17 protein-coding genes are annotated in these 19703 nt (G+C 71.9%); 6 read left to right on the forward strand and 11 right to left on the reverse strand.

Annotation, left to right across the window (positions count from 1 at the left end; translation table 11 throughout):
• Positions 1–93: 93 nt before the first annotated feature.
• The 3 genes from JIG36_RS41590 to JIG36_RS41600 are packed head-to-tail and all read right to left on the reverse strand — an operon-like array spanning position 94 to position 6772.
• Positions 94–1200 carry an ATP-binding protein gene (locus tag JIG36_RS41590; protein WP_203382258.1) on the reverse strand — a complete coding sequence of 369 codons (1107 nt, stop codon included), beginning with the start codon at positions 1198–1200 and terminating at the stop codon, positions 94–96.
• A complete protein-coding gene (locus tag JIG36_RS41595; RefSeq protein ID WP_203382260.1) occupies positions 1197–5906 on the reverse strand; it encodes a hypothetical protein in 4710 nt (1569 codons plus the stop codon). The genes JIG36_RS41590 and JIG36_RS41595 overlap by 4 nt, the downstream gene beginning before the upstream one ends.
• Positions 5903–6772, reverse strand: coding sequence for a DUF4132 domain-containing protein (locus tag JIG36_RS41600; RefSeq protein ID WP_203382262.1), 870 nt, complete (start codon positions 6770–6772; stop codon positions 5903–5905). Before JIG36_RS41600 ends, JIG36_RS41595 begins: the two co-directional genes overlap by 4 nt.
• Positions 6773–6864: 92 nt before the next feature.
• Here JIG36_RS41600 and JIG36_RS54840 point away from each other — a divergent pair, with 92 nt between their 5' ends.
• From JIG36_RS54840 to JIG36_RS41615, 3 genes are all read left to right on the forward strand, one after another.
• A complete protein-coding gene (locus JIG36_RS54840) occupies positions 6865–8244 on the forward strand; it encodes a protein kinase domain-containing protein (protein ID WP_203382265.1) in 1380 nt (459 codons plus the stop codon).
• Between the two features lie 116 nt (positions 8245–8360).
• Positions 8361–8756 (forward strand): PRC-barrel domain-containing protein, encoded by a 396-nt coding sequence (locus JIG36_RS41610; protein WP_203382267.1) that lies wholly within the window; start codon positions 8361–8363, stop codon positions 8754–8756.
• A 5-nt stretch (positions 8757–8761) separates the two neighbouring features.
• Complete coding sequence (locus JIG36_RS41615) at positions 8762–9937, forward strand: glycoside hydrolase family 32 protein (RefSeq protein WP_236049270.1); 1176 nt, start codon at positions 8762–8764, stop codon at positions 9935–9937.
• An 18-nt stretch (positions 9938–9955) separates the two neighbouring features.
• On the opposite strand, the gene JIG36_RS41620 is transcribed toward JIG36_RS41615, so the two are convergent.
• Positions 9956–11080 (reverse strand): phytanoyl-CoA dioxygenase family protein, encoded by a 1125-nt coding sequence (locus JIG36_RS41620; protein WP_203382271.1) that lies wholly within the window; start codon positions 11078–11080, stop codon positions 9956–9958.
• A 72-nt stretch (positions 11081–11152) separates the two neighbouring features.
• Here JIG36_RS41620 and JIG36_RS41625 point away from each other — a divergent pair, with 72 nt between their 5' ends.
• Complete coding sequence (locus JIG36_RS41625; RefSeq protein ID WP_203382274.1) at positions 11153–12133, forward strand: LacI family DNA-binding transcriptional regulator; 981 nt, start codon at positions 11153–11155, stop codon at positions 12131–12133.
• Here the strand turns inward: JIG36_RS41625 and eno are convergent.
• Positions 12083–13375 (reverse strand): phosphopyruvate hydratase, encoded by a 1293-nt coding sequence (eno, locus tag JIG36_RS41630; protein WP_203382276.1) that lies wholly within the window; start codon positions 13373–13375, stop codon positions 12083–12085. The genes JIG36_RS41625 and eno overlap by 51 nt on opposite strands.
• Before the next feature lie 101 nt (positions 13376–13476).
• On the opposite strand from eno, the gene JIG36_RS41635 reads away from it, so the two are divergent.
• Entirely contained in the window at positions 13477–14352 is an 876-nt protein-coding gene (locus JIG36_RS41635; protein WP_203382278.1) for a MerR family transcriptional regulator, read from the forward strand.
• A 110-nt stretch (positions 14353–14462) separates the two neighbouring features.
• Positions 14463–14999 carry a DNA-binding transcriptional response regulator gene (locus JIG36_RS41640; RefSeq protein WP_203382280.1) on the forward strand — a complete coding sequence of 179 codons (537 nt, stop codon included), beginning with the start codon at positions 14463–14465 and terminating at the stop codon, positions 14997–14999.
• Positions 15000–15022: 23 nt separating this feature from the next.
• On the opposite strand, the gene dhaK is transcribed toward JIG36_RS41640, so the two are convergent.
• Genes dhaK through JIG36_RS41670 form a run of 6 tightly spaced genes read right to left on the reverse strand, consistent with a single transcriptional unit; the run spans position 15023 to position 19583 of the window.
• Positions 15023–16018 (reverse strand): dihydroxyacetone kinase subunit DhaK, encoded by a 996-nt coding sequence (dhaK, locus tag JIG36_RS41645; protein WP_203382282.1) that lies wholly within the window; start codon positions 16016–16018, stop codon positions 15023–15025.
• Positions 16015–16629 (reverse strand): dihydroxyacetone kinase subunit DhaL, encoded by a 615-nt coding sequence (dhaL, locus tag JIG36_RS41650; RefSeq protein WP_203382284.1) that lies wholly within the window; start codon positions 16627–16629, stop codon positions 16015–16017. The genes dhaK and dhaL overlap by 4 nt, the downstream gene beginning before the upstream one ends.
• The gene (locus JIG36_RS41655; RefSeq protein ID WP_203382286.1) at positions 16626–17384 is read right to left on the reverse strand and encodes an HAD-IA family hydrolase; all 759 of its coding nucleotides are present in this window, start codon (positions 17382–17384) and stop codon (positions 16626–16628) included. Before JIG36_RS41655 ends, dhaL begins: the two co-directional genes overlap by 4 nt.
• Positions 17381–18241 (reverse strand): class II fructose-bisphosphate aldolase, encoded by an 861-nt coding sequence (locus JIG36_RS41660; protein WP_203382288.1) that lies wholly within the window; start codon positions 18239–18241, stop codon positions 17381–17383. The genes JIG36_RS41655 and JIG36_RS41660 overlap by 4 nt, the downstream gene beginning before the upstream one ends.
• 19 nt (positions 18242–18260) lie before the next feature.
• Positions 18261–18971, reverse strand: a complete 711-nt coding sequence (locus tag JIG36_RS41665; protein WP_203382290.1) for a LuxR C-terminal-related transcriptional regulator — start codon at positions 18969–18971, stop codon at positions 18261–18263.
• Positions 18972–18986: 15 nt separating this feature from the next.
• Positions 18987–19583, reverse strand: a complete 597-nt coding sequence (locus JIG36_RS41670; protein ID WP_203382292.1) for a hypothetical protein — start codon at positions 19581–19583, stop codon at positions 18987–18989.
• Positions 19584–19703: the final 120 nt, after the last annotated feature.

Consider the following 19703-nt stretch of genomic DNA (forward strand, 5'->3'; position numbering starts at 1 on the left):
GGCACCGCGGCGGCCAGGACCGGGGAATGGTGGCGCACGCCGATCAGCTGGACGCGGGCGTCGCCGGCCAGGCGGGTGATCTGCGCGCGGGGGTCAGTCACGCAGCACGTCCCGGTGTTCCCACAACTGCCGCCACATGCGGGCGCCCGCCTCGGCCCGGCGTCGCAGGGCGCCGTCCCAATAGGCCAGCAGGCGTTCGGCGTCGGCCGGGTCGTCCTTGCGGACCACGCCGAGCAGATGGCCGGGCAGCAGCGACAGCGGATCGGGGCCGGGCAGGTAGGCCACCGACAGGCCGATCGACGCCGCCACCGCCACCGCCTCGGCCGTGCTCATCACCGACGACGGGCGTTCCACCTCCCAGCCTTCGGCGCTGCTGCCCGTACGCAGGTCGCGGAACGCCGTCACCAACGTCTCGAGCACCGCGTCGTCGACCGCGAACGTGGCCCCGCCCCGCTCGACGGCCGCCCGGGCCTGCCGGGTCACCAGCGCCACCTCGGCGTCGAGGTCGGCGATGGGCGGCACGACCTCGAAGTTGAACCGGCGTTTGAGGGCGGCCGACATCTCGGACACGCCGCGGTCACGCAGGTTGGCCGTGGCGATCAGGCAGAAGCCGGGCACGGCATAGCTGGTCGCCTCGTCCTGGCCGGCCAGCTCGGGCACGCTGATCCGGCGCTCCGACATGATCGAGACCAGGGCGTCCTGCACCTCGGGCAGGCAGCGGGTGATCTCTTCGACGCGGGCCACCGCCCCAGTGCGCATCGCGGTGAAGATCGGCGAGGGCATCAGCGACTCGGACGACGGGCCCTTGGCCAGCAGCAGGGCGTAGTTCCAGCCGTACCGGAGCTGGTCTTCGCTGGTTCCCGCGGTGCCCTGCACAGCCAGCGCGCTCGTGCCGCAGATCGCGGCCGCGAGCAGCTCGGACAGCATCGACTTGGCCGTGCCGGGTTCACCGACCAGCAGCAGCCCCCGCTCGCCGGCCAGCGTGACCACGCAGCGTTCGACCAGGGCCCGCTCGCCGACGAACTTGGGTTCGATGACCCGGCCCTGCACCGGCGCCCCGCCCGAACCGGCCACGAACGTGACGACGGCGCGCGGGGTGAGACGCCAGCCGGGCGGGCGGGGGCCGCCGTCGGCCTCGGCCAGGAACGTCAGCTCGTCGGCGTAGCGGTGTTCGGGCGGGTCGATCTGACGGGCGGTCACGGCTTCTCCTCGAGGTCGCGGTAACGCGGCACGTCGCCGGCGACGACACGGGCCCAGGCGGCGGCGAACAGCTCGGGCAGCGGACGGGTCACGAGCTGCTGCTTGCCGGTGGTGAGGAAGAACTGTTCCTTCCAGCTCTCCATCGGCAGGCGCGGGGCACGGGCCGCCTGCCAGCCGCCGGGCAGGAACACCGGGCGTCCGGCCCGTTCCCGTTTGGCCGGCACCACAAGCTCGGCCGTGACCAGGGCCTGTTGGGCCTTGCGGACGGCGGGAAGTTTCCAGCCGTTGAAGGCCTGCACCGACTTGTCGGTCGGGTCGGGCAGCGCGAGCAGCTGGAGGTAGTACGCGGCCGCGTCGGGCGGCAGATCGAACCGGCCGGCGGCCTCGGCCACCAGCTGGGGCGCGCTGACGCGGGGATCACGCGGATCGCCGTGGGCGCCCTCCGGTGTGGACACCAGGGCGTCGATCCAGTCGGAGAGCACGACGCGCAGCGCGGTCGCGGTCTCTTCGTCGACGAAGCCGAGCGCCGGGTCGTCGGCGCCGGACACCTTGGCCGGCGCGATGTGGCAGGTGACCCAGGAATGCATGGTGGCGCCGTCGACCAGCGCCGGCCCGGCCTCGGGACGTTTCGCGCTCTCATAGAAGCCGTTGCCGACGAGCAGGGCCGGGTTGGTCAGCCGGGCCCGCACCAGGCGCAGCGCCTCGGGCAGCGCCGCCCGCAGCGGGTCTTCCCAGCGCAACCGGTAGGCCAGCCACGGCAGGGCGATCGCGACCGCCTTGAGATACGGCTCTTCGAACGGTGTGCCCTCGTCGGCGACGGTCTTGATGTAGTGGTAGCCCTGGGCCTCGGTGCGGCCGTCGGTGTTGAGCCAGTCACCGGCGCGGGGCCCGGCGACGGCCTGGAGCACGGGCGCGGCCAGCGCGTTGTCGACGACCCGGGCGAGGTCGGAGACCAGGTCGTCGGGCACGGCGATCTGCCGCCCCCGCAACCGGATCCACTGCTCGGCCACGGCCGCCACGTCGGGCCCGCTCTGCCACAGTTCGGCCGGGTCGGCCGGCATGGCCGCGTCGAGAAGGGCCAGCCGCTGCGGCGCGGTCAGCTCACGCAGCGAGGCCCGGCCCACCTTGGCGTGGGCGGCGGTAAGGCCGAGTGTGGTGCGCTGGCCGGTGGTGAGGAAGTTGGTCTCCCACTTGGCGATGCCGGGCAGCCCGGCCAGCAGCAGAACGGCCTCGCCGCGGGTCATGCCGGTGGCGGCGGCCAACTGCTCGGCCGCTTCCGGACGCCAGGGCGCGGGGCCGCGCTCGGCGAGCAGGGCGACAAAAGCGAGTACCTGCAACCGGCGGCTGGGCCGGGCCTCCTCGCGCACGTTGGTGCCTTCGGGGGTCGTGAAGACGGCGTCGGGGGAGAACTGGACGGCGTTCCGCAGCCAGGTCGTCTTGCCGTAGTCGTAGTTCGGCTGCAGCGGGAACAGCACCGTCACCCGGTCGCCGTCACGCCGGAACTCCACCTTGCTCTCGGTCGTGCGCGCCTGGGTCAGCTCGAGCACCCGCATCGGCGGCCCGTCACCGCCCAGCGGGCTGCCGGCGACCTCGGCCAGGAAGGCGGCCAGGGCCTCCCGGTCTTCTCCAGAGGTCACCGCCGCGGCGGCCCGCAGCGCGACGCCGCCCAGCCCGGCCAGCAACGAGGTCCAGGCCGAGCCGACCGCGGGAATCTCGCCCCGTTCGCCGCCCTCACGCAGCGCGGCCCCGACCAGGCTGATCTGTTCGAGCGTCTGGTGACGCCCGGCGTGGCCGCCGTAGTAGCCGCGGTGGGCGTGGACCAGGCCTTCCCACGCCCGGTCGAGCGCGTCGTCGGTGACCGACGGCAGCATCGGCGTCTGACCGGCTTCGCTCTCCAGGTGGTCGGGGATCTCGGCCAGGCGGCGGCGCATGCGTACGGCCCGGGTCACCATCTCGGCGATACGCATGCGCAGCGTGTCGTCGGTGACCGCCGGGAGGTGGGCGGCGATGTTGGCGGCCACCGCCTCGTGGAGCTCGTTCGGGCCGGTCACCTCGGCGTCGACGGCGAGCAGCAGGGTGGCCGTCTTGTCGTCGATCTGGCGCAGCGCGGCCGAGCCGGCCTCGTCTCGGGTGCGCAGCGCGTGCCACCAGGCCAGCGGCGGCAGGGCGTAGGAGCCTTCGCTCACCTCGGCCAGCAGGTGTTCGCCGTCGGCTGTCCACAACCGCACCCGGGCCTTGGGATAGCCGTCGACCTGGGTCACCGGCAGCGGCTCGGACGAGCCCGGCATGAGCAGGGCACCGGCCAGCCGCTCGTTGTTGCTGCGACCGACGCGGTAGAGCGTGGCCTCGGGCAGCGTCACCCGGCGGCCGTCGATGCCCACCCCGATCCGCAGCTCGCCGGCGGTGACCGAGCGCCAGCCGACCAGCCCGTCACGCACGCCGAGCGGTGAGGCGGCGAACGCGTCGACGGCGGGCCGCAGCTGGCAGCGCTCGGCCCTGAGCTCTTCGCCCGGCGCGAGCTCGGCCAGGAACGCGGGGGTGCTGAAACGGCCCGCATCCCCCGTACGGGGATCGAACTCGCGCCATCTCCACGAGGACACGCCCGACTCGTCGGTCACGAACTCGCAGCGCCAGAACGCCTCACCGTCGCTCGCCAGTGGATAGATCTCACCGGGGCCACGGACGTCGCCCGCGTGCACCGGCCGGACGCCCGTGCTGAGGCCGCCGCCGGGGACGGGCAGCGGTTGCGCCGGCACTCCCCAGCCCGCGCGGCCCGGGGTCCAGTCGCTCTCGTGGATGTCACCCGGGTTCGACGACCAGTACGCCGCGGGGTTGTCGGCCGCCGTCCACGACACCACGAGGTCGCCGTCGACGTGGAAGCAGGACGTCTGCGCATAGTGGGCACGGGCGTAGCGTTCGCCGGTCGGCGGGATGCGGAAGACGTGTTCGGTGACCTCGCCGCCGGGCGTGACCACGTGGGCCGACTGGTCGTCGTGGACGATGAGCTCGGGCCAGGACTCGCCGAACCGCAGGTTCTTCTTGTCGCGGGCGGCCGTCTCGTATTCGGGCCAGGCGAACTCGGCGGGCAGTCCGGCGCGCAGGCTCCGCGCCACGATCGCGCCCAGGTCGAGCTCGAGCAGCTCGCGGAAGCCCTCGGGCACCAGCGTCATGCCGCTCGGCGACCACAGCGCGGCCAGCTCGGTCAGCGAGACGTCGAGCCCGGCGACCGTGCCCGTGGCAGCGCGGCTGGTCTGCTCACGGACGATCTCGACCAGCACCTCGCGGACGCCGGCCGCGCCGAAGACCTGTTCGAGCGTACGGACGGGAAGGGCCGGGCTGGTCAGGGCGTGACCGTCGCGCAGCCGGCCGATGGCGTTGCGCACGCCCAGCTTGAGCAGCGGCCGCAACCGCGCGTCGGCGGCCAGGGCGGACAGGTCGCGGCGGCCCGGACCCTGGTCGCGGGCCCAGTCGTCGATGTCGAGCGCGCCGTGGAAGCGGTCGGGTGGGATGGCGACCGTGACCCCGCCGGCCAGGCACAGGTCGAACACGTCGAGGTCGACGCGGTAGCGGTTCGGGGCGAGCTGCACCTCGCCCTCGGTGAGCAACCGGGGGATCATCCGCTCGACCAGGCCGAGCAGGCGGGTGTTGCGCTTGTCGACGCCGCCGCCGGACGCGCGGGCGGCGAGGAACCTCTCGAGCCAGCGGGAAGCCGGCGGCTCGGCGGCCCCGATCAGGTCGGCCGCCGCACCCGAGGCTTCGAGCAGTTCGAGCCACTGGTCGGTGATGTCGGTGCCCCAGCCCGGGGGCTCGGGGAAGATCTCGAGCAGGCGGGCGCGGACGGCGGCGTCGTGCCGGCCCAGCCGGACGATGCTCTTGCGGTAGTTCTTCCACACCGAGGGGTGGGAACGGCCCATCGCGGGATAGGTCAGCAGCTGGGCGACCACCTCGTCGGCCTCGTGCTCGGCGTCGAGGCCGGCCGCCTTGGCCAGACGGGCCAGATCGGTCGCCATCGACGCGTGCGGGGCCAGGCCACCGGCGACCCGCCGCAGGGCGAGGGTGCGGACCAGCGCGTACGCCTCGGCGGGGTCACGCCGCCCGACCACGCCCCGGGAGTATTCGGCCAGCATGGCCGCCGTGAGCGCGCCCGCGAACGCGAACTCCAGGTGCACGTCGCGCACCCGGTCCTCGTCGACGACCAGGCCGTGCACCTGTTCGGCGCGGCGGGCCTCGGTGAAACAGGTGCCCGCCATCCGGGCATTTTCCGCCGCCACGAACGCGCGGCCGGCCTGTTCCCAGAAGGTCGGCAGGAACTGCGGGGCGGCGTCGCCGAGGCGCTGGGCCAGGCCGTCGTAGCCCTCCTTGGCGTTGCCCGGTTTGCTGCGGGCGACCCGGGCCAGCCGTTCCATCTCTTTGACCAGGGCCAGGGCGTGGCGGCCGTTGGCCGGGTCGTGCACCAGCGCCCAGGCCGGGAAGCCGAGCGCCTGGCGCCGGGCGTGACCGACCGCAACCGGCTCGGCGGCCGGGGTGAAACCGAGGAACTCCATGGTGATGTCTTCGGCCGGCCCGACCGTGGCGCCGACCAGCCGGACCACCCTGCGGCCGGGGAGAACCGGGTGTTCGTAGGACCGGGCGGTGACGGTGTCGACCGCGTCGCCGGTCGGGGCGCCGGGCAGGATCGCCCCGGACTCCAGCAGGCTCTCGCTCATCGGTCGCCCTCCTCGTCGGTGACGCGGCCGGCGTGCAGCGTCGCGGCCATCCGGAGGCCCTCGGACCACGCCACCGGCGGCACGTCGGCCGGCGCGACCGGCTCACCGGACGGGTCGGCGAAGCTCAGGTCGGACGTGATGGTCTCGTAGCTGGGTTCGCCGTCGCCGATCCAGACCGACGCGACGAAGGTGGCGCCGCCCTCCCAGACCCGGCAGACGGCCATGCCGCCCTGGACGCGGTAGCCCGACGAGGTGGCCCGGGACTGCACGTGGCGGAGCTCTTTGTAACGGGCGCCGGAATAGCGCCGCAGCTCGGCCCGCTGCTCGGCCTCGCCCTCGGGCTTGCGCCAGATCTCGCGGAACAGCTGCAACAGCCCCTGCTCGACGCCCAGATCGGCGGCGAACTCGCGCAGGTCGTCGAGGTCGGGAAGGCGTACGGGATGAGGAAGCGCCACCGCGGGCGCGGTGATGCGGGCCGACTCGCCGTCGAGGTCGACCACGCCCAGGCCGTCGGCGCCGGCGTGACGCAGCAGCCCGGCGGCCGCCACATCCCACCCGCCGTCGCCGGTGACCGGCACGACCACCACGTCTCGCAGCAGGGCCCGCCACGTCTCGTCGGCCCAGACCTCGGCGATGACCGCCGCCGGCACCGGCAGCGACCGGATCATCCAGCGTTCGACCTCGGCCCGGGCGGAGGCCTCGTGGCGTTTCAGCCACTCGGCGAGCTGACGCAGCCCGACGACCGCTTCGTGCTCCTTCAGGGCCTTGGGCAGGCTTTTCAGCGGTCTGCCCCCGCTCTTGCGCGCCACCACCCGGCTGCCGTCGAGGCTGACCTCGTAGTCGGCACCAGCCGCCACCCAACCCATCGGAACTCCCCCACCGTCGAACGTGCCGCGGATTGTGCCATCGGGGACCGACAGTTTTCCGCACCCGCCGTGAGCACGTATCCTTCCCGCTCGTGGATCCCGCGACGATCGGGCGGTACGAGATCGAGAGACGTCTCGGCTCCGGCGGGATGGGCACGGTCTTCCTCGGCCGCACGCCCGGAGGCCGCCCGGCCGCGGTCAAAGTGATCAACCCGGGCTACCTCGATCAGCCCGAGGCCCTCGACCGCTTCCGGCGCGAGGCCGAGACGTTGCGGACGGTCCGCAACGCGTACGTGGCCGCCCTGATCGACTGCGAGCTGGACGAGCCGCCGTTCTGGTTCGCCACCGAATATGTCCCCGGCCCGACGCTGGCCGCCGCGATCGACACGAACGGTCCGGCCCCCGCCACCGACTGCCGCACCCTGATGGCGGCGCTCGCCGAGGCCCTGGCCGACGTCCACGCGCACGGCATCTGCCACCGCGACGTGAAACCCCAGAACGTGATCCTCTCGCCGACCGGTCCCCGGCTCATCGACTTCGGCATCGCGCGCGGCCTGGCCGAGACCGGGCTCACGAACTCCGTCCTCGCGGTCGGCACGCCCGGCTACACGGCGCCCGAGCTGTTCAACGGCGAACCGCTGTCACCGGCGGCCGACGTGTTCGCGCTCGGGGCGACGCTCGCCCACGCCGCGACCGCCCGCAAGCCGTACGGCGTGGGCACGCTGGAGTCGATCTGGATGCGCTCGATGCGGGAGGACATCGATCTCGACGGCGTCGACCCGCAGCTGGCCGCCCTGATCCGCTGGTGCGTGGCCCGCGACCCGGACGCGCGCCCGGCCCCGGCCCAGATCGTCGAATGGTGCCGTCAGTGGCGGCAGAACGGCGAGGTGACCGTACGTGTTCCCACTCGCCCGCCCGAGCCCACCGTCGAGCCCACACCCGCCCGCCGCAGCCGCCGCCCGTTGACGGTGGCCGCCGCCGCGCTCACGCTGCTCCTGGTGTTCGCCTCCGGTGCCCTGGCCTCCCGCCGGCTCTTCCCGCCCGATTCCCCACCCCCTTCCCCGCCCGCGGCAATGCCCGCCCCCAGAACCGAAGACGGCCGTTGCATCGAGAAGCCGCCCGACGACGCGGACGGCGCCCGGCTGAACGCCGTCCCGTGCGCCGACTCCCCCACGCAGCGCTGGACGTTCACCCGCGAAGGCGCCCTGCAGTTCCCCGGCACCACCCGCTGCCTCGACACTCGGCGGCAACGCGGGCGCCGACCTGGGCGACCGCATCCAGCTGTGGGAGTGCAACTTCGGCGTGGCCCAGATCTGGGTCCCCCAGCCCAACGGCGCGCTCTTCAACGCCCGCTCCGGCAAGTGCCTGGGAATCCTTCCCGACGGTCCGCTCGCGCTGCAGACCTGCACCGACACCCCGTCCCAGATCTGGAGCCTGCCCCATCCCTGACCCCGCGCGCAGTCGCAGGGTGAGAGGTGGCCGGCCTCGACCGGGCGGCGCCGATCCGTCTGACATCACCGCGGCCTGCCGGTGGACGCATCAGACGCCGGTACGGGGGTAATCACCGTTCTCAGGTGAGGAGACGGTGATGACGACGTTGCAGCCGCTCAAGGAAACCGATCAGATCGTGGCCGATCCCGCGCAGGACATCCGCGGACGCCGGGTCGTCGACAGCGACGGCTCCGAGGTCGGCACGGTCGCCGACCTGCTGGTCGACGCCGAGGAGAGCCGGGTCCGGTTCCTGAACGTCGCGCACGGGGGCATTCTCGGGTTCGGGGCGACCTCGTCCTTCATCCCGATTGACGCCGTCCGCGAGGTGACCGACGACGAGGTGCGCATCGACACCTCGAAGGACCGCGTCTCGGGGGCCCCGCGCTTCGACCCCGAACTGGCCGAACGGGACTACCTCGAAGAGGTCTACGGCTACTACGGCCACACGCCGTTCTGGTCACCGGGCTACTTCTATCCGGGCTTCCCGCGCTAGACGTGATGTCCGGCGATCCCACGTTTCCACGGTTGCACGGGCGGCCCGAGCGGGGCTGGGTGAACGATCCGAACGGCTGCTTCTTCGCGGGCGGCCGCTATCACGTGTTCTTCCAGCACAATCCCGATGCGCCCGTGCATGCCGCCATCAAGTGGGGGCACATGAGCTCGGCCGATCTCGTGACCTGGCAACCGGAACCGGTCGCGCTGGTGAACCGGCCGGGCGAGCCCGATGCGTACGGGTGCTGGACCGGTTGTGTGGTGGATGACGACGGCGTGCCGACCGCCGTCTACAGCGCGGTCAACGGCAACCGGCCTCTGGCGGGCGTGCTCCTGGCCCGCGGCGACCGATCGATGCGGACCTGGCAGCAGACGTCGTCGCTCGTCGTCGGGCCCCCACGCGACCCCACGGTCAGCCAGGTACGCGACCCGTACGTCTTCGAGGCGTTCGGCCACCGCTACGCGATCCAGGGCGCGGGCCGGGGCGACGGGCAGCCCTGCGTGCTGGTCTACGACTGCGACGACCTGACCGCCTGGCGCGAACTCGGCGTGCTGCTCGACGGCGACGACCCGGTGGCCGGCGTGATCGCCCCGGCCGACGTCTGGGAGTGCCCCAACCTGGTCCGTCTCGGCGACCGCTGGGTGCTCGTGGTGTCGCTGTGGCGCCGGGAGGGGTTGATGGGCGTGCGCTACCTGGTCGGCGACCTGACGCTGCCCGGCCCGTGCTTCCGCCCGCAGACCGGCGGCCTGCTCGACCGCGGGCCCTGCTTCTATGCCCCGCAGCTGCTGCCGCTGCCCGACCGGACGCTGATGTGGGCCTGGGCGTGGGAACGCGACCGCCCGGACACCGCCGACTGGGCCGGTTGCCTCACCTACGCCCGCGAGTTGTCGCTCGTGGGCGACGTGCTGGTCTCGCGCCCGGCGGCCGACCTGCCGGCGATCGACCTCGAACCGGGCCCGGGCGCGCTGTGGCTGGACGACACGCTGGTCGCCGAGTTCGAGGTGCCGGCGTCACCGCTGGTGCCGCCCCGCCTGTTCCTCGACGGTTCGATGGTCGAGATCTTCGACGGCACCGCGACGCCCTTCACCACGCGCGCCTATCCCACTCATTCGAGCCGATGGCACGTACGGGGTCAGGACGACGCCCGCAGAGACCGGGCGGTCGCCCCCGCCGACGGCTGAAGCAGAGCGGCAGCGCGCTCAGGGGTTTCGAAAATCCCGGCGGGTGTCGGCGGCGGCCAGCTCGGCCTCGAAACGGTCGGCGGGCCGGCGCTCGGCCACCGCCTGCCGCATCAGGGAAGCCTGCGTCGGCGGGGCCAGGCCGTCGATCGGCTGGTCGCGGTCGAGGTTGGTCGGGAAGGCGTAACCCTCGGCCGACGCCGCGATGACGTTGTCGACCGAACCCGTGTGGGACAGCAGCACCGGATAGAGGGCGGCCACCATCGCCGTGCGGTCGACGGCCTCCATGGCCCGGCCGAAACCCGACGAGATCTGCAGCAGGTTCGCCATCCGGCGTACGTCGGAGGACCGGTTGGTGCCGGCGCCGTGGAACAGGGCCGGATTGAAGAACGCGGCGTCGCCCTTGGCCAGCGGCAACTGGACGTGGTGGTCCTCGAAGTAGGCGGTGAACTCGGGCTGGTGGAAGGCGATGTAGCCGGGCGGATACTTCTGCGAGTGCGGCAGATAGAGCGTCGGACCGGTCTCGACCGGCATGTCGACGTGGGCGACCGCGCCCTGCAACGTCAGCGCCGGTGACAGCGTGTGGATGTGGGCCGGGTAGCGCAGCGCCTGCTCCTGCGACATGAACCCGAGGTGGTAATCGCGGTGCGCGACCTGGGCCTGACCGCCGGGGTTGACCACGTTGACCTGTGAGGTCACCTGATAGCCGACGCCCAGCCAGGCCTGGCAGATCAGCGCCAGCGTGTTGTTGTCGTAGTAGGCGGCGAACGCCGCCGGGTCGCGCAGCGCGAACTTGTCGAGCGCGCCCCACACCCGGTCGTTGGCGCCGGGCTTCGCGAAGTGGTCGCCGCCGCGCACGCCGGCCGCCTTCTGCTCGTCGATCAGGGCGGTGAACACCGCGGTGGCCCGGTCGACCACGTCCGGCGCGAAGGCCCCGGTGAACACCACGATGCCGGGTCCGTCGCGCAGCGCCCGGATCAGCTCACCCTGGATCTCGCGGGTGTTCGGCAGGTCGCCGGGATAGATCAGCACGTTGCCGGCCACGTCGGTCGCGTGCGGATAGCCGGTCAACTCCGTCTTCTGCTCGCAGACGGCCCGGAAGTCCTCCAGTCGGCAGTCGGCGGCGGTGAACCAGGTAGCAGTCATGCCGTCACGCTAAGTCCGGGCGCGACGCCGCAGACCCTTGAGAACCCCTCAAAAGGCCCTCATCGTGTACGCATGAAGCGGCCGCCCTACCGGATCCGCGAGATCGCCGCCCAGGCCGGTCTCAGCGAGGCCACGGTCGACCGGGTGCTGCACGGGCGGGGCGGGGTGCGCGCGAGCACGGTCCGCGAGGTGCACCACGCCATCGACGACCTCGACCGGCAGCGCGACCAGGTGCGGCTGGGTGGCCGCACGTTCCTGGTCGACGTGGTCGTGCAGGCGCCGCCCCGGTTCGCGGCGACGATCCGGGCCGCGATGGAGGCCGAGTTGCCGGCGCTGCGCCCGGCCGTGTTCCGGGCCCGCTTCCACGAGGGCGACGTCGTGCCGGCGCTCGGACGGATCAGCCGGTCGGGATCGCACGGGGTCATCCTCAAGGCGCCGGACCTCCCCGAGGTCGTCGCCGCCACGCGTGGCCTGGGGGTGCCGCTCGTGACGCTGGTGACCGACCTGCCGGCGAGCCCCCGCATCGCGTACGTGGGAATCGACAACCGCGCCGCCGGGGCGACCACCGCCTACCTGATCGACCAGTGGCTCGGTGACCGCCCGGGCGACGTGCTCGTGGTGCGCGGCGAGGGCTCGTTCCGCGGTGAGGACGACCGGGCGGCCGGGTTCCGGGCCGAGAACCGGCGGCCCGTGGTCGAGGTGGTCGACGATCGGAACACCGTGCCGGCCATCCGCGCCGCGCTGCGCGAGCACCCGGGCATCCGGGCGATCTATTCGCTCTATGCCGGCGCGGGCGGCAACACCGCCGTGGTCGAGGCGTTCGAGGGCCACCCGTACGAGGTCTTCATCGCCCACGACCTCGACGGCGAGAACACGATGCTGCTACGTGAGCGCAAGCCCTCCGCCGTCCTGCACCACGACCTGCGTACGGACCTGAGGCGCGCCTGCCACGCTGTCCTGCAGGCCCACGGGGTGGTGCCGGGTCCGGTGCGCACCAACCCGTCAGCGGTTCAGGTGATCACCCCGTACAACGCCCCGCCCGTCGAATTCTGAGCTGCCGCCCAGCTCCTCCTCGATCCGGATGAGCTGGTTGTACTTGGCCGTGCGGTCCGACCGCGACAGTGAACCGGTCTTGATCTGGCCGCAGCCCAGCCCGACGGCCAGGTCGGCGATCGTGGTGTCCTCGGTCTCGCCCGAGCGGTGCGACATGACGACGCGGTAGCCGGCCTTGTGCGCGGTCTCGACAGTGCGGATCGTCTCGGTCAGCGTGCCGATCTGGTTCACCTTGACCAGGATCGCGTTGGCGTAGCCGCCCTCGATGCCGTCGAGCAGCCGGTCGGCGTCGGTGCAGAAGACGTCGTCGCCGACCAGTTGGAGCCGGTCGCCGGCCTCGGCCGTGAGCCGTTTCCAGCCGGTGAAGTCGTCCTCGGCCATCGGGTCCTCGATCGAGGCGATGGGGTAGCGGCGGGCCAGGTCGAGCAGATAATCGATGTGCTCGTCGGAGGTCCGGGTCAGACCCTCTCCCGCGTACGCGTAATGGCCGTCGGTGAAGAACTCGGAGCTCGCCGGGTCGAGGCAGATCGCGAAGTCGGCACCGGCCCGGTAGCCGCTCTGCTCGATCGCGAGCAGCACGAAGTCGAGGGCCTCGTCGGCGGTGGTGAAGGCCGGCGCGAAACCACCCTCGTCGCCGACGTTGACGTTGTGCCCGGCCTCGGCCAGCGAGCGGCGCAGCGTGTGGAACACCTCGGAACCCATGCGGACGGCCTCGAAGAAGCTCGTCGCGCCGACCGGGGCGATCATGAACTCCTGGAAGTCGAGCGGGTTGTCGGCGTGCGCGCCGCCGTTGACGATGTTCATCATCGGCACCGGCAGCAACCGGGCGCCGACCCCACCGACGTACCGGAAAAGGGGTTGGCGGTGGGCCTCGGCGGCGGCCTTGACCGTGGCCAGGGAGACGCCGAGGATCGCGTTGGCGCCGAGGCGGCCCTTGTCCTTGGTGCCGTCCAGTTCGATCATCGTCGCGTCGACCGTGGCCTGGTCCTCGGCGTCGAGCCCGGTGACGGCGGTGGCGATCTCGCCGTTGACGTGGGCTACGGCCTGGCCGACACCCTTGCCGTGGAAGCGTCGCGGGTCGCCGTCGCGCAGTTCGACCGCCTCGTTGGCCCCGGTCGACGCGCCGGACGGCACCGCGGCCCGCCCCCGCGAACCGTCGGCCAGTTCCACGTCGACCTCGACGCTCGGGTTGCCACGGCTGTCCAGGATCTGCCGGGCGTGCACTCTGCTGATGGCTGTCATGGCGGCCAGGTTGGCACGCTTTCCGGCCTGGTCAGTGGCTTTGCGGCGGCGACAAACAACACCTTGACCCGCACCCTGGGGTACGGGTTTAGGGTCGCGGGATGCGGGTGGGTGAGCTGGCACGACGCACCGGGACGACGGTGCGGGCGCTGCGCTATTACGAGGCGGCCGGGCTGGTCGTGCCGCGGCGGCTGAGCAACGGCTACCGCGAGTACGAGCCGGTGGCCGAGCGGCAGGTGGCGCAGATCCGGGAGTTGATGGCGCTCGGGCTCACGGTCGAGGAGACCCGCCCGTTCGTCGAGTCGATCGCCGTCGACGGTGATCTCTGCGCCGCTGCCCTCGCGACGTTCCGCAGCACCGCCACCACCCTGCAGCAGCGCATCGGTCACCTGACCGCGCAGCGCGACGCCCTCGACGCCCGGATCGACGAGGCGGCCCGCGAGGTCGTCGCCGCGCCACCGGCGTTCCGGAACGAGCCGGCCGCTCTGATCGGTGGGCCGCTGCCGTCGCTGCGCTTCTATGCCACCGACGGCCGCCCGGTCGACCTGGGTGCGCTGGGCCCCGGCCGTACGGTCGTGTTCGTCTATCCGCTGACCGGCCGCCCCGGGGTGGACCTGCCGCGCGGCCTGCTCGAGGTGTGCGGCGCCCGTGGAGCCACCGACCAGGCGGCCTGGCTGCGCGATCACCACGCCGAGATCCTGGCCGCCGGCGCCGCCCGGGTCTACGGCCTGTCCGCCCAGTCGACCGGCTACCAGCGTGAGCTCGTCCACCGGTTGCAGCTGCCCTATCCGCTGATCCCCGACCCGAAGCTGACCCTGGCCGCCGCGACCGGCCTGCCCACGCTGGCCGCGGGCGCCCTCTACGACCGGCTCACCCTGATCGTGAGCGACGACGTGGTCGAGCACGTCTTCCACCCCATCCCCGACCCGGCGTCGCACGCGCTGGAGGTCATGCGCTGGCTGACCCGCTTGTCGTGATTCATTGCCCGCGATGACTTTTGCCGGAATACCCAGGAAGAGGAACGGGGTCCCCCTGACGCGCTGTGGTTGCCAGACTGCCCTGCGCAAGGTCCGGCGATCCAGGGACGGTGGCACTGACTGTGGGCAACACGCTTGTTCTCTCCCTTCTCGCCCTGGTGGCGATGGCCCTCATCGCCACCGTGCTGTTCCGGGGCCAGACCTTCGCCTCGGTGATGGTGCGGCCGCGCGACACCGCGTCGGCCATCAAGGCCGTGCAGCGGGCGGCCCGCAAGCGGGGTGAGCCCGAACCGCCGGTCGCCGGCCTGGCGCCCCGCGAACACACCACGCTCGCGCGGGTTCTCTGGCTGGACGACGAGCCCGACAACAACCTCTACGAGACGGTGGCGCTCGAACAGCTCGGCCGGTTCGTCACCAAGACGACGACGGTCGACGCCGCCCTGCACTACCTCGGCGAGCTGGATTTCGAGCTGGTCATCACCGGCCGCAACGGCGTCGGCCTGATCAAACGCATGCGCGGCGCCGGCCTGACGCAGCCGGTGGTCGTCTACACCACGAACGCGTCGCAGCTGACCGTCCTCGGCGCCCAGGCCGTGATCGACCACCCGCACGAGCTGGTCAAGGCGGTCAACGCCCAGCTGTCCTGACCGCATCACCCCGCAAAAAGGCCTCAGAAAACGCGGATCGCGACGTCGGCCGGGGCTTCCAGCAGGCCCTCGATCTCGTCGTCGAGGCGGACCAGGGTGAGCGACGCGCCGGCCATGTCGAGCGACGTGCAGTACTCGTTGACGTAGCTGCGCCCGATCGTGATGCCGCGCTCGGTCAGTCGCTGGTGGGCGCGGCGATAGAGGATGTAGAGCTCGCTGATCGGGGTGCCGCCGAGCCCGTTGATCATCAGGGCCACCCGGTCGCCCGAGTTGTAGGGCAGGTCGGGCACCACCGCGTCGAGCAGGTCGTCGACGATCTGGTCGGCCGAGGCCAGGCTGCGGCGCTCGCGGCCGGGTTCGCCGTGGATGCCGACGCCGAACTCCATCTCGTCGCCGCCGAGGTCGAACAGCGGCGACCCCTTGGCCGGCGGCGTGCAGGCGGTCAGCGCGACCCCCATCGTCCGGGTGACGTCGTTGACCTTGCGGCCGATGCGCAGCAGCTCGTCGAGGTCGGCGCCCTGCTCGGAGGCGGCCCCGACGGCCTTGATGACGAAGAAGTTGCCGGCCACGCCACGCCGGCCGACCGTGTAGAGCGAGTCCTGCACGGCCACGTCGTCATTGACCGTGAGGATCTCGCACCGTACGCCGTCCGCCTCGGCCATCTCCTTGCCCATGTCGAACGCCATGCGGTCGCCGGTGTAGTTGTTCACCAGCAGCAGCACGCCCTTGGGCGAGGCCATCAGCTTCGCGGTCTCATAGACGTAGTCCATCGGTGGCGCCGCGAACACGTCGCCGGGGCAGGCCGCGTCGAGCATCCCTTGGCCGACCACCATCACGTGGGCCGGTTCGTGGCCGGAGCCGGAGCCCTGCACGATGGAGACCTTGTTCTCGTTCGGCGCGTCGGCCCGCATGATCAGGTTGTAGGCGGGGATGTACTTGAGGGTGCCGGGGTTGGCGAGGGCGAGCCCCTCGAGCATCTCCGGGACGAAACTCTTGGGATCGTTGACGAACTTCTTCACGACGACGCTCCTTGTTTCTGCCAGATCTCACTGATCCGTTCGGCGATGACCGCCACCGCGGTGGCACCGGCGTCGACCGAGCCTCGGCTGCGCTCGCCGGTGTACGCAGCACGTCCTCGCTTGGCGACCATTCCGCTGGTGGCGTCGGCGGCCGCCCGGGCCGCCGCCGCGGCCTCGGTGATCGTCCCGGCCTCCAGGGCGTCGGTGAACGGCACCAGCGCGTCCAGCAGCGTCTTGTCCCCCACGTCGGACTGGCCGCGCGCCTTGATGCCCTCGATCGCCGCCCGCAGCATCGCCACGACCTGCTCGTGGCTGAGGTCGGTCGCGCCCGCGACGGCCCCGCCGGCCCGCATGAAGGCGGTGCCCCAGAGCGGTCCGGAGGTGCCGCCGATGCGCGAGGCGATCACCATTCCCGTACGTTTGAGGAACGTCCCCGCGTCGGTGCGGTCGAGGTCGTCCCAGCCCTCCAGCAGCTTCTCGAAGCCGCGGGCCAGCGAGTAGCCGAAGTCGCCGTCGCCCACGACCGAGTCCAGGTCGCCGAAGTACTTCTCGTTCTCGATCGCGGTGTCGGCGATCGTCCGGACCACCAGTTCCGTGTCGGCCAGGCTCATCGTGGCTCCTCCAGGCAGGCGCGCAGGTCGTCGAGCGTCAGACAGTCGCCGGGCCGGGCGGCGCTGCGGTTGGCCAGCACCTCGACCGGCGGGCGGCCGGGGTCGCCCAGTTCCGAGACCACCAGCGCGGCCTCGGTGAAGTCCTCGGCGCGGGTGTAGTCGTTGACCGTGACCAGGCAGCGCAGCCCGGCGCCGGTCGCGGCCAGCAGCCCGTTGCGGGAGTCCTCGACCACCAGCGTGTCGGCCCGGTCGAGCCCGAGGCGTTCGACGGTCAGCTCATAGATCGCCGGGTCGGGTTTCTTGGCCGGCACCACGTCACCGGCGAAGACCGGGATGCGGTTGGGCCCGACCGCGTTCTCGAGCACGGCCCGCACCGACTCCTCGGCCGAGGTCGACGCCACGGCCACGGTCCAGCCCGCGTCCAGGGCGGCGTGGATGATCCGCGCGATGCCCGGGCGGGGCGGGATGCGTCCGTCGGCGACCAGTTGCTTGAACGCGGCGGTCTTCGCCCGGTGCCACGTGAGCAGCAGTTCCGTACGGTCGGCGTCCCCGACTGCGGCGGCGAAGGCGGGGTCGGCGAACAGGCTGGCCATCCGTTCCTTGCCGCCGCCGATCTTCAGCTTCTCGCCGTACTCGCGCTCGGACCACCGTACGGGCAGTCCGAAGTGTTCGAAGGTGGCGTTGAACGCGGGCAGGTGGCCGTACCGCTCGGTGTCGGCCAGCACCCCGTCGCAGTCGAAGACGAGCGCGGTCACCAGGCCTTCCCCGATCCCCCGAAGAGCCGGATGTGCTGCCGGGCCATCTCGAGCACGGCCGCCCGCTGGTGCCGGAACAGCGTCGGCGGATCCCACTTGTCCTTCTCGCGGGCCGCCAGCAGCGCCTCCAGGCTCGACTTGAGATAGCTTTCCTTGAGCGCCGTCGAGATGTTGACCTTGGCGCAGCCGCGGGCGATGAGGTCGGTGAACTGCTCGTCCGACAGCCCGGTGCCGCCGTGCAGCGCCATCGGGACGCCGGTCGCCTCGACCAGATCGGTCACGCGCTGCGCGTTCAGGGTGGGCGCCTGCTTGTACTGCCCGTGCGCGTTGCCGATGGCCGGGGCGAAACAGTCCACGCCCGTACGGGTGATGAAGTCGACGGCCACCTCGAGCGACTGGATCCGGGAGGCGTCGTCCGAGCCCAGATCGTCCTCGACGCCCTGGATGCCCTCGATCTCCCCCTCGACGTGCGCTCCCGTACGCCGGGCCTCCGCGACCACCTCGACGGTCTGCTTGAGATTCTCGGCGACGTCGAGGTCGTGCGCGTCGAACAGGACCGAGTTCCAGCCGCCGGCGAGACAGTCCGAGATCACCGTACGGTCGGGGCAGTGGTCCAGGTGCAGCGTGACCGGCACGTCGACCCCGCGGACGAGCGTGTCGAAGATGTCCTTGAGCTGGGCCCGGCCGTACTGCTTCACGGTCTTGACCGACGTCTGCAGGATGACCGGGGCGCGTTCCTCGACGGCCGCCGCCAGGACGGACTCGATGCTCAGGTCGTTGACGATGTTGAAGGCGGCCACCCCGTACCGGTCGGCGAGCGCGCGGCCGAGGATCTCCTTCAGGGACACGACGGGCATGCGCCCAGTCAAGCCACCGTCACCCGTACGCGGTATGGGGTGAATCCCCCAGGCCCAGCCAGCCGTTGCTCAGCGCGGTCACCACCGCCGCCGTCCGGTTCGACGTGCCGGTCTTCCGCATGATCGCGGCGACGTGCTTCTCGACGGTCTTGGGCGACAACCCGAGCCGGGTCGCGACCTCCCGGTAGGTCAAGCCCCGCCACATCAGCTCGAGCACATCGCCCTCGCGAGCCGTCAGCGGCGACCGGGACGGCTGGTCGGCCCGCACGATCGCGGCCGCCGCGGTCTGGGTCAGCGCCTCCAGGTCGTCGACCTCGCGGGCCGTGAACACGCCGGCCCGGGGCGCGAAGGTGACGCTGACTGCGATCACGTCACCCCGCCACCAGATCGGCACCGCCGCCGCCGGGCCGCGCCGGGCCGGGTCCGAGCCCGCCAGGTGCCCGGCCCGCAACCGGCCGTACTCCTCGATCACCACGGGTCGCCGGCTCGCGAAGGCCATGCCGGTAGCGCCCTCGTCGAGCGGGAACGTGTCGCCGAGCCGGCACAGCGCGCCGTGTTCGGCGGCCTTCGTGTAATGCCCGGCCTCCGCGTCCACGAGCGAGACACTGCCCGCGGCCGAGCCGGTCAGCCGGGCGGTGTGCCGCAGCAGCCGGCGCAGGACGGACGCCAGCCGGAGGTCGCGGTAAACGTCCGCGACCGCTTCCTCCAGCCGGAAGGCCTCCTCGCCCACCCCTCGAACATAAGGTCAGGGGTTGCTGCAGGTCCACTTCAAGGTCCCGTCGACCGGGTCGCCCGGCAGACCGCCCTCGCCGGTGGTCGCGAGTTTGCGGAACGTCCAGGTGCCGCCGCCGTCACCGTCGGTGGTCACCTCGCTCGACGTGCTCTCGGGCCAGGTGCCGTAGACCTTGTTGTCGATCGCGATGCTGGGCCGCGAGCCGGGGGCGACCAGCTGGTCCTTCGGATAGGTGCCGGGCCCGGTGTAGTCGTCGATCCACAGCTCGACCGTCACCTTGCGACCGTCGACGTTGCCGTCGAGCAGGCCGGCGATGGCGAACAGGGTCTTGCCGTCGTCCTGCTTGGTGCCCTGTGAGTATTCGTCGCAGCTCTTGAGGAACTTGCCGTTGAGCGAGGGCGCCAGCGCGGTCTGCTTGCCCTTCAGCGTGGTCGCCCCGTCCAGCTCGAAGGTCATGTCCACCTTGGGGCCGAGCGAGAACTCGCTGTCGCCGGCATCTCCGGAGACGGCATCGGCATCGGCGTCGTCCGAGACCGCGCCGCATGCGGCCAGGGTCACCGCCGCGAGGACAGCCACCACGGCTGAGCTGGTACGACGTACAAAAGGCATGTTCTCTCTCCCTGTCCTCACCTGGTGATCAGAGCCTGACCGGGGCCGCCAAAAAACCGCCAAAGACACGGGCCGGAACAGTTCAGCCGTTCGGGTGAGTAATTCCGGAGCATTCATCGA

It is taken from the genome of Paractinoplanes ovalisporus, assembly GCF_016834655.1.
GTDB lineage: Bacteria > Actinomycetota > Actinomycetes > Mycobacteriales > Micromonosporaceae > Actinoplanes > Actinoplanes ovalisporus.

Excerpts from the sequence above, each read along its gene's own strand:
- JIG36_RS41595 (WP_203382260.1), bottom strand. The coding sequence starts at position 5,906 with ATGAGCGAGAGCCTGCTGGAGTCCGGGGCGATCCTGCCCGGCGCCCCG.
- JIG36_RS41600 (WP_203382262.1), bottom strand. The coding sequence starts at position 6,772 with ATGGGTTGGGTGGCGGCTGGTGCCGACTACGAGGTCAGCCTCGACGGC.
- JIG36_RS41610 (WP_203382267.1), top strand. The coding sequence starts at position 8,361 with ATGACGACGTTGCAGCCGCTCAAGGAAACCGATCAGATCGTGGCCGAT.
- JIG36_RS41615 (WP_236049270.1), top strand. The coding sequence starts at position 8,762 with ATGTCCGGCGATCCCACGTTTCCACGGTTGCACGGGCGGCCCGAGCGG.
- JIG36_RS41620 (WP_203382271.1), bottom strand. The coding sequence starts at position 11,080 with ATGACTGCTACCTGGTTCACCGCCGCCGACTGCCGACTGGAGGACTTC.
- JIG36_RS41625 (WP_203382274.1), top strand. The coding sequence starts at position 11,153 with ATGAAGCGGCCGCCCTACCGGATCCGCGAGATCGCCGCCCAGGCCGGT.
- eno (WP_203382276.1), bottom strand. The coding sequence starts at position 13,375 with ATGACAGCCATCAGCAGAGTGCACGCCCGGCAGATCCTGGACAGCCGT.
- JIG36_RS41635 (WP_203382278.1), top strand. The coding sequence starts at position 13,477 with ATGCGGGTGGGTGAGCTGGCACGACGCACCGGGACGACGGTGCGGGCG.
- dhaL (WP_203382284.1), bottom strand. The coding sequence starts at position 16,629 with ATGAGCCTGGCCGACACGGAACTGGTGGTCCGGACGATCGCCGACACC.
- JIG36_RS41660 (WP_203382288.1), bottom strand. The coding sequence starts at position 18,241 with ATGCCCGTCGTGTCCCTGAAGGAGATCCTCGGCCGCGCGCTCGCCGAC.
- JIG36_RS41670 (WP_203382292.1), bottom strand. The coding sequence starts at position 19,583 with ATGCCTTTTGTACGTCGTACCAGCTCAGCCGTGGTGGCTGTCCTCGCG.